Annotated in this window: 5 protein-coding genes and 4 pseudogenes; 8 read left to right on the top strand and 1 reads right to left on the bottom strand. The window is 40.3% G+C overall.

Features of this window, described 5'->3' with window-relative positions:
* Nucleotides 1–191 precede the first annotated feature (191 nt).
* The 8 genes and pseudogenes from AB4653_RS18210 to AB4653_RS18175 all read left to right on the top strand — a co-directional run bounded on the left by AB4653_RS18210 (nt 192) and on the right by AB4653_RS18175 (nt 7,813).
* The gene (locus tag AB4653_RS18210; protein ID WP_016800063.1) at nt 192–1,217 is read left to right on the top strand and encodes a hypothetical protein; all 1,026 of its coding nucleotides are present in this window, start codon (nt 192–194) and stop codon (nt 1,215–1,217) included.
* Nucleotides 1,214–2,128, top strand: coding sequence for an AAA family ATPase (locus tag AB4653_RS18205; protein WP_102258280.1), 915 nt, complete (start codon nt 1,214–1,216; stop codon nt 2,126–2,128). Before AB4653_RS18210 ends, AB4653_RS18205 begins: the two co-directional genes overlap by 4 nt.
* 125 nt (nt 2,129–2,253) lie before the next feature.
* A pseudogene (locus AB4653_RS18200) lies at nt 2,254–2,514 on the top strand (resolvase); the annotation flags it as partial.
* A gap of 91 nt (nt 2,515–2,605) precedes the next feature.
* Nucleotides 2,606–2,812, top strand: a pseudogene (locus AB4653_RS18195) (recombinase family protein); the annotation flags it as partial.
* A 2,120-nt stretch (nt 2,813–4,932) separates the two neighbouring features.
* Complete coding sequence (locus AB4653_RS18190) at nt 4,933–6,138, top strand: DUF1611 domain-containing protein (RefSeq protein ID WP_016800067.1); 1,206 nt, start codon at nt 4,933–4,935, stop codon at nt 6,136–6,138.
* Nucleotides 6,135–7,260, top strand: a pseudogene (locus AB4653_RS18185) (alanine/ornithine racemase family PLP-dependent enzyme). Before AB4653_RS18190 ends, AB4653_RS18185 begins: the two are co-directional and overlap by 4 nt.
* The gene (gene gspS2, locus AB4653_RS18180; protein WP_102258277.1) at nt 7,217–7,582 is read left to right on the top strand and encodes a type II secretion system pilot lipoprotein GspS-beta; all 366 of its coding nucleotides are present in this window, start codon (nt 7,217–7,219) and stop codon (nt 7,580–7,582) included. Before AB4653_RS18185 ends, gspS2 begins: the two are co-directional and overlap by 44 nt.
* Nucleotides 7,583–7,813, top strand: coding sequence for a hypothetical protein (locus AB4653_RS18175; RefSeq protein WP_016800070.1), 231 nt, complete (start codon nt 7,583–7,585; stop codon nt 7,811–7,813).
* 13 nt (nt 7,814–7,826) lie between these two features.
* Here AB4653_RS18175 and AB4653_RS18170 read toward each other — a convergent pair.
* Nucleotides 7,827–8,186: pseudogene (locus AB4653_RS18170) on the bottom strand (hypothetical protein); the annotation flags it as partial.
* Between the last annotated feature and the right edge of the window lie 373 nt (nt 8,187–8,559).

Below are 8,559 nucleotides of genomic sequence, written 5' to 3'. Positions count from 1 at the left end.
GAAATACATAGTTTGATCATTGTGAAGTAACTAAACATTTACCGAAACAAGTAGTTATTTACCGATATTTATACATAATTTATGTGACGAGCTATAGATATTTACCGAAATAATATAGACATCTACCGAAGTTGATGATGTAAGTAAGGTTATCTGTTAAAATGATACTATCTCATTCTTAGGTAATGATCATGACGTTATCATCCAACTCTAGCCTGACGGTTATTAATGAAGAAGACCGAAAAAATCGGTTTATCTCATCGATTCTGTTCTCTCGAGCAACTATTTTTCATCCTGCTTCTCGTTTGACTTCAACGATGCAGTCAAAATTGATTCAAATTGCTCAGAGTGGTGGTACAGATCCAAATCACCCATTAGAGAGTGTTAATATTAATAGCTATGGGAAAAGCTTCAGGGTTGATCTACATGTAGATTATCTCCTACAACCTCATCGCGATATCCTCGAGACTATGCTGGCCTATGCTCAAACTATTCAACTCGACGATGCTTCTTATGAAGCGGGATCTCGTTTAAATTGGTCCCAAGTATATCAAACCATTTCTGATGGTGATATTTCTGACACTCAACAAGATGGTTTCGACTCTTTTATTGACCGGGATGCAACCGTTTTATCGATGAGTATGTATGAGCTAGCAACCCGAATGGGAATGGCGACAACTCGTCCGAACTACGATCAAATTGAGCGTCGTATTACTCAATTGGCAACGGCTCATTTGGTGATTAATGAACTCGATGAAGAACAGAACGTTGTAGGCAAAAAGCCCTTAGAATTTGTGCAAGATTACCGTTTCTATTGTGATCGAAGTAAATTCAAAACCGGCCGTAAAAACAGTAAGAATCTAACTAACCATGTATTCTTAGTGCCAGACATGCGCTTGCTACAAGCGATACGCGACCATGGTTACTATTATCGATTAGAACAACACAAAATGACCAACTATAGTAAACCGTCAGTTCGCTCATTCTTAAAATACATTACCACGCACAAAGCAGAATTTTTACATAACAAAAAGTTTGAATGGGCGCTCGATAGTTACATTCAGTCTATTGCTTCTAAAGTCAGCCATAGCTTCCGTAGCGATCTAAGAAAAGATTTGTTGGCCAATGCCGTGCAAATTGAAAAAGATTTTAGTCTTCAATTTCGCGATGTTGGTAATGGTATACAGATCTTTTATATTGGGGAGGGTAAATCATGATTACTCAATCTCTTGATAGCTTGATGTCTTCACCTGCGAGCCAAAGCCTAGAGTTCAGTATAAAAGGCTTACTCAAAGGGCATGTAGGTATGTTGATTGCCGCACCGAATGTCGGTAAATCTCACCTTGCACTTTGTATTGCGATGGAACACGCTTCTTCAATGTCTTTACTAGGGATGAGCGCGGCCGACAAACCGGCTAAAACCTTGGTACTGAGTTCAGAAGACGGGGCTGGCGTGATTCAATCTCGAATGAAAGAAAAGCTGGTTAATTGCACTGCCACCATTAAGTCAGAGCTAAAAAAAAATCTACATTTTTTAACGGACATTGAACCGATAGTGCTCCCGCCCGACAGCTCTGCACAAGAAAAAGTAGAACATAAGCAGTATTTAGAACAACTCAAACAAATTTTCTCTGAATTCGATTTAGTGATAGTAGACACCGTGACTGAGTCAATAGGCCGTTGTGAGGAAGTCAAACACGATCGCTTAATCAAAAATGTCTTCCAAAGCCTTGCCAGTGAATCAGGCGCTAGTTTATTGCTTGTTCATCATGTGAATAAAGAGGAAATTCGTGGTAATCAAGAAATTACCATGGCATCTGGGGCTGGTTTAACGTCGATAATGCGATTAACAAAGTGCTTATTTACGTTAAAGAGAAACAAGGATTTCCTGTCGATTAAGTACCTTAAGAGTAATTATTTACCTGAAAATGAAAATCAAGAGTTTGCGGTTGAAGTAAGACAAAACCTTACGATTAATCCACAGGTATTCAGTTTGAAATCCAAGACGTCTAAGTCTGTTCGATCGGTGCAAAGTATTAAGCAAAATCCAAAAAAAATTACGCTGCCTGGAACTATCCCGGAACAAGAAGAAATTGAAGAGCGTAAAAACCTCAGAGACGTTTTGTAAGCTAGCTCTCACATTTTCAAAAAGCACCGAATTTCGGTGCTGTCTTTTTGTCTGACTCTGTTCGCACTTTCTTATATCCGTTCACTTTTTTGTCTACCTTAGATAATCTTATTTAAGGTGAAAACATGGTGAACTACGCATATTTAGGAGTCTCTTCAGACAACCAATATGTAGCAAACTAAAAGCACGGGCTCTATGACTCTACCAAAAAGGTTGGGATAGGTAATTTGGTGTTTGTAGAAGTCAGCCGTATTGCACGTCTTACCTCACAAGTGCTCAAAGCACTCTAAGTGAGCATGGAAAATAAAATTATCGTCTATATTGCTAATCAGAATTTGCAACTGGATGGTTCAATGCTGTGTCGGATAATGGCAACAGTACTAGGCGCCAAATTTGGTTTTATTCTAGGCTTATTTCATGAAAATTGTCTATGTCCGTGTCAGTACCTAAGACTAAACGTCCGACGTTCAAATTTAACAGCTAAACCAGTTGTTGGGCTTTACGAGGGAAGGGGACATTATTCACGTTACCAAAGTCGATTGGATGGCGCGTAATACCATCGATGCATTGCAAATTACCGCTCAGCTCGCGCAAAAGAAAGCCGGTTTTGTTTTTATGTTCGATGCAGTTTTTAGGAGGCCGCATGACAGTTTGTCCCACAAGATCCGCCGAGATATATCTAGGTGAATTCGACCGATTTTGACTCCACCGTAAAGGCGGTTTAGGTACATGAGGTGCTCGTTAAGGATTTCGAATCTACCGACTCCATAAGACTAGAAGACAATCTAGGTTAAGGTGTCAGGATTATATATTGTGACGGCGTAACAAGTTTTGAGCCGATGCGAGAAGATTACGTTTGCGAAGAAAGTAGAAAGGACGAGAGAAACAACGTTCGCGTATCGGCCTCTTCTCTTTATGACGACTAGGAACAGGCTCTTAACGTCGATATCACGTTAAATAATCGTTAATATTTACTTCATCAATTTGCTCAGGCTGTAAATAGTCATCAGTAAGACGTTTACAAACCCTCGAACTTAAAAAAAAAGCGAACAGAGCAGGGTCAACGCTTCAAAGAGATCGGCAATGGCCATGACTTTTGTGGTAAGAGGCATCTCTGAGCCCGTTAAGCCCATAGGTTACACTTACCATTAATTTTCTCATGGTGGCCTCCCGCAATTTTTGCCAAGTTTCGAATATGTTGTGGGAACGGTAGCTACTCCAAAATATGGATGGTTTGAACAATGTGATCGTTGATGATAAACCGTTCTTTCTCTGTTAACGTGCCGCTCTGAATACCTAAGTTGTGCATTTATCCTTTATTCGCCTGATATTGCTTCGGCTGGGTATTTATCTTTTTTCGTGTACTGCTTCATTTCTTCTGAAGATGTACCGAGTTGTTTACTTAAGGTTAGAGTCCACATTCGTGAGATGATATTAGGTTCAGTTGGTGTGATAAACTCTGCTCCCAAATTAAGCTGAGCTAAAAATTAAAAATATTGATTCAACTGTTCACAATTTTCTATTAGTTGATCTCACCATCCAACTGGATACGCTTGCACCAAAGACTTCAATTTCGTAATTTCTTCCTCACGTTTAAGAAGCTTGAAGCGTATTCTTACTTCGTGGATCCGGTTATAAATCGCTTCCAGTTTTGTTGATTTTTTGACCACACTTTCGGGTGTCGTGATTTTTCCACAGTCATGTAGCCAACTCGCCATTTTCAACTCTTGCCACTCTTTTTGAATTAAGAAAAAAGTGGTCAAAAGGCGGTAAGGTAGATTCTTGAGCTGCGCGAGTTAACCACTCGGCTAAGATTGGAACACGTTGGAAATGGTTTCTGTATAAAGGGATTTTTTGTCTAATAATCCTGCAATAAATTTGATGAATTGGTTAAGGAGTCATGTATGGTTTATGGTGTGCACGACATGGAAATTTGATTCGATAGGGACAGCAAGGAGTGCCTTGAAAAGACATTTATTGCCAGAGTTTGTGTGCTATCCCGTCAGTAGCCTTGATTCATACCATGTACAACGTTGATTTGATGAATTTAGTTGACTTAGGCTGGCGCTGCCAACCGTAACCTTGATGTGCTTCGTTCTATTTTTAAGTATGCTGTTCAGCAGCGTCTTGTATGGAGAATCCTTGTGATGGCATTAAGCAAAACCGTAAAAAATAGCTTAATCACACATCTTAAGTATGGAAGAGCCAAAGCAGCTTAAAATCGTTTTAAGGTGCTAAAATTGCTCCTTTTAATGGGTTGTCTAATTTAAGAGGTGACGGGGCTGAGATGGTCTTTTGTCAAAAATGATGAATGGCACCGCAGTTGTTAGGTCATAAGCGTATTCCGTCAACGCTTCGTTTGCCCATGTGAATGATGCGCAAGTATCGCTATCTTCTGAGGCGATAGGGGAAGTCATTCGTGGAATATTATCAGGTCAGTTTATGAGTAAACCTAAAAATCGAAAAGTGAGAGCATCCAAACCTAAACAGACGAGCTCCCAAGCGCAGAGGAAGACTTATCAAAGCAATGCCAACACGTACTGATGAGGAAGTTGAACGGTTTAGGTATCTGTGTTGATATTAGGATGTTAATTGAGTCGATTCTCGGGCGATAACTCACTCTAGTAAGGGCTAATTTTCAAAGTGATAGACGCAGAAGTGTCTTAATATTAACCAACAATAGTCTGGTAAGTGTGTTACCTTGGTTTTTATCCCTACCGCTTAGTAGGGACTTCTTTTCTTTTCCGAACTCACATCTCGGCACTCCTTAGTTGCCCTTCTAAGCCTCACCGCAGGCTTTAATTATGTCCATTTCAACCCAAAAGTTAAGAAACATCTTCAAATTCACTAGAATTGAAAATTTTAAAACCAACTACAATGTAACTCATATCGCTCCTTGGCTACCACTTGCTCAGAAAGTGAAACCTGTCATCCCTTCGGCAATTATATATTGCGAAGGTAATTTCGGTGAAATTGATGGTAAAACCGCTAATGGGCTAGTGAGGCATTCATTAAGCTATCGTATTCTATCGGTTATTGATAGTGTATCTGCCGGCTTAGATGCTGGAGAAGTACTTGATAACAAAGCCAATGGAATACCGATCCTTGCCAATGCTGAAGAAGCTATCATTCACGCGGAAAGCATTCCCGATTACTTCATCTTTGGCATTGCGCCATCAAGTGGTTTTTTATCTGACTTAGATAAAAGCATCATTTTAAATGCCATGTCACTAGGAATGAACATCGTAAATGGCTTACATGAATTCCTAACTGATGATCCTCTATTTTTAGAAGCTAGCTTAAAGAATAACGTTCGAATATTCGATACTCGCAAACCCAAAAGTAAAGGCGATCTGAAAACGTTTAGCGGGAAAATACATAACGTTAAATGTCCGAGAATTGCTGTAATGGGGACGGATTGCGCGCTAGGAAAACGAACAACAGCAACAATATTAGCGAATGAACTGACTAGAAAAGGCCTTAACGTCGTTCTGATTGCCACTGGTCAAACAGGTATTATGCAAGGCGCACAATACTGCGTTGCACTCGATGCTGTCCCTTCACAATTTTGTGCCGGTGAGTTGGAATCTGTCATTGTACAGGCCTATGAAAAAGAAAATCCGGACCTGATTATTATTGAAGGGCAAGGAGCCTTGAGTCATCCTGCGTTTTCAACCAGCGCATTTATCTTACGTGGCAGTTGTCCAGCGGGTGTGATATTGCAACATGCTCCTAAACGTTTATATCGTAGTGATTTTCCTGATTGCCCAATGCCTTCGATTGCTTCAGAAATCAATCTTATCGAAACGTTTTCTAATACCGATGTTATTGGACTAACACTGAATCATGAAGATATGTCTTTAGATGAAACCTGTCGTGCGATAGACAGCTACACTACCGAATTTGGTATACCGGTTACTGATGCATTATCACAGCCTGTCGAACATCTACTGCACATCGTAACGTCAGCCTTCCCTATGATAGCAAGAAAACTGGCCGCAAAAGGGTGAACTGCCCTAGATTAGACATTGATTGTGGGAAGATTCACCATAACGCTCAGTACCTGATCACTCAGCTCTCACTAAAAAATATATCCGTTACACCTGTAACAAAAGTCTTCCTCGGCCACCCTATCATCGCACAAGTTCTTATTGATGCTGGCGTAACAATGTTAGCCGATTCAAGAATGGAAAACCTTCAAAAGATGACTGAATCAGGCATTGCTATCCCTAAAATGCTGATACGTACGCCCATGCTAAGTCAAGTGGCGAGTGTAATAAAATACAGTGATATGAGTTTAAATTCTGAAGTTGAAGTAATTCAGAGGCTTTCACATGCAGCGGAACAACAAAATTGCCGTCACGGTATCATTATTATGGTTGAGCTTGGCGATCTCAGAGAAGGTGTGATGCCGAATCGCGTGATTGATTTTATCCGAGAGATTATTTCTTTACCGAACATCACGATAAAAGGAATTGGTGCGAATTTAGCCTGTCGGTATGGCGTCGCTCCAAATGAACAAAATATGAATATTCTTTCTGATCTTGCCGATGGAATTGAAGCTACATTTGGGGTCAATCTAGAAATTATTTCAGGGGGTAATTCTGCTTCAGTTAACTGGGCTCTTCAGAGAACAGGCTTAACTCGAGTCAATAACCTTCGTATAGGAGAAGCAATTTTTTTAGGCTGTGAGCCTTTAGAGCACGAAAATATCAAAGGCTTACATACGGATGCGGTTTCTTTGACCGCTGAAGTGATTGAATCCAAGATTAAACCGACTTTGCCTTGGGGAAGTCGGGGGTTAAATGCTTTTGGTGAAAAAGAAAACCTTCAAGATAGAGGGGAGGTATCACAAGCTATTCTGGCATTAGGCCGCCAAGATGTTTGTGTCAGCGGGCTTAAGGCTCCGAATGGGATTAAGATCATGTCTTCAACTAGCGATCACTTTGTCCTTGAATCCTCACAGAAACCACTACTTGTAGGGGAAAAAGTCACATTCAGTTTAGATTACAGTGCGCTCTTATCTTCTATGTCTTCACGTTATATCCATAAATATTTTAAGGCACCTAAAGGGAGAAGAAGCGCATAATGCAACGAACAACAGTAATTTTCTTCGTCAGTGTCATGCTTAACGGTTGTCAGATAAGCCCAATAAAATCTAATGGGCTTGCCGATTATAGAGCGACGGTTATCTCAAGCCAACTGCCACAAGAGTTAGGCTCAATCACACTCGTAAATGCTCAGTCAGAGGGCAATAGTGTCACTCTTATTTTCGTAAAAAAGAAAACTTTGAATATGGACAGCTTAGTAGAAAAAGTCGCCGTTAGTTTTTGTGACAACATCGAAATAAGACCACTATTAGAGAGGGGGGTCTCTTATCGAATCATTACCTTAGGCAAAAATGAGAACGTAGAAAGCCTTAACGTCATTTCTCTAGCTAAGTGCTCTAATTGAATGCTTAGCAGTCGAATGGATAAAAGCCAATACGAGTTGTTCAATGTACTAAATGACACTATTTTATTAAGGTTTGACCGCCTTACGCCTTGGGAAAAAAACTTTATCACGGACCTACACCACAAAGCTTTAACTAAGCAGCTCATTTCAACGAAACAAGAACAACTTGTCTTAAAAATTTCAATGAAAGCCTACAAATCAAAGAAGAAAATCGAACATTCCAACTTTTAATTTAAGCCTGTATATACCTAATCGGTTGTTGCTTTCGCATTTGGCTTGGAAAAGAAAATTGCTGGCTGTTGGAAGTCATCAAAATCCATTTCATGAGACTCTGTTGAGTTCTTGTCTTTTTCTCAAATTGAACTTCAAGGTCTGTTTTTCTCTGAATCTGCTTAACACGGCTAAATATCCTATTTTGCGAAGAGACCTCGCAACCCCGGAAGTAGAGAAAATCACTCGATCTTAGTTTGTTATCAAGAATGGCTCAGTTAAGTAACGCAAGCTACATCCAACTACTATCAATCTCTAGTTTGGTTTTGATCCGCCAAATCTCTTCAAGCCGAAAGGAAATGTCGGATAGACGGCACCTGTTACCAGGTGCCACCCTCCTCAGAACCGTACGTGCAACTTTCACTGCATACGGCTCAAGCCTCCACAAAGGCACAGTGAAGCACCCAGTAATTAAATCGTTATAGGACTAGAGCGAGACCAAAAGTTGATCGCAACATTAGCTCTTCGTGTTAATTACCTTTGCGATACGCACTTGAAGCTTTAATACCTCGCCAATGAGCACTCAGTAATTGAGAGACCACGGTTCGTTGTAAGAAGATGCACTAATTTCATTCGAAATCATCATTTGCTTTCTCTAACCTCCTTTACCTGCATACCTATCGGCCACCTTCACAGGTAGCTTTCCCATAGGGAGGTATACAGGCTTACCCTGTTCCGTATGTCGCGTAAAAATGTCAACTTAGATA

The organism is Vibrio sp. 10N.222.48.A3, from assembly GCF_041475345.1.
Taxonomy (GTDB): Bacteria; Pseudomonadota; Gammaproteobacteria; order Enterobacterales; family Vibrionaceae; genus Vibrio; species Vibrio tasmaniensis_A.
This window is presented reverse-complemented; position numbering and strand designations above follow the sequence as displayed.

What these genes read in the sequence shown, in the direction of transcription:
- AB4653_RS18210 (WP_016800063.1), top strand. Translation starts at nt 192, where the DNA reads ATGACGTTATCATCCAACTCTAGCCTGACGGTTATTAATGAAGAAGAC.
- AB4653_RS18205 (WP_102258280.1), top strand. Translation starts at nt 1,214, where the DNA reads ATGATTACTCAATCTCTTGATAGCTTGATGTCTTCACCTGCGAGCCAA.
- AB4653_RS18190 (WP_016800067.1), top strand. Translation starts at nt 4,933, where the DNA reads ATGTCCATTTCAACCCAAAAGTTAAGAAACATCTTCAAATTCACTAGA.
- gspS2 (WP_102258277.1), top strand. Translation starts at nt 7,217, where the DNA reads ATGCAACGAACAACAGTAATTTTCTTCGTCAGTGTCATGCTTAACGGT.
- AB4653_RS18175 (WP_016800070.1), top strand. Translation starts at nt 7,583, where the DNA reads ATGCTTAGCAGTCGAATGGATAAAAGCCAATACGAGTTGTTCAATGTA.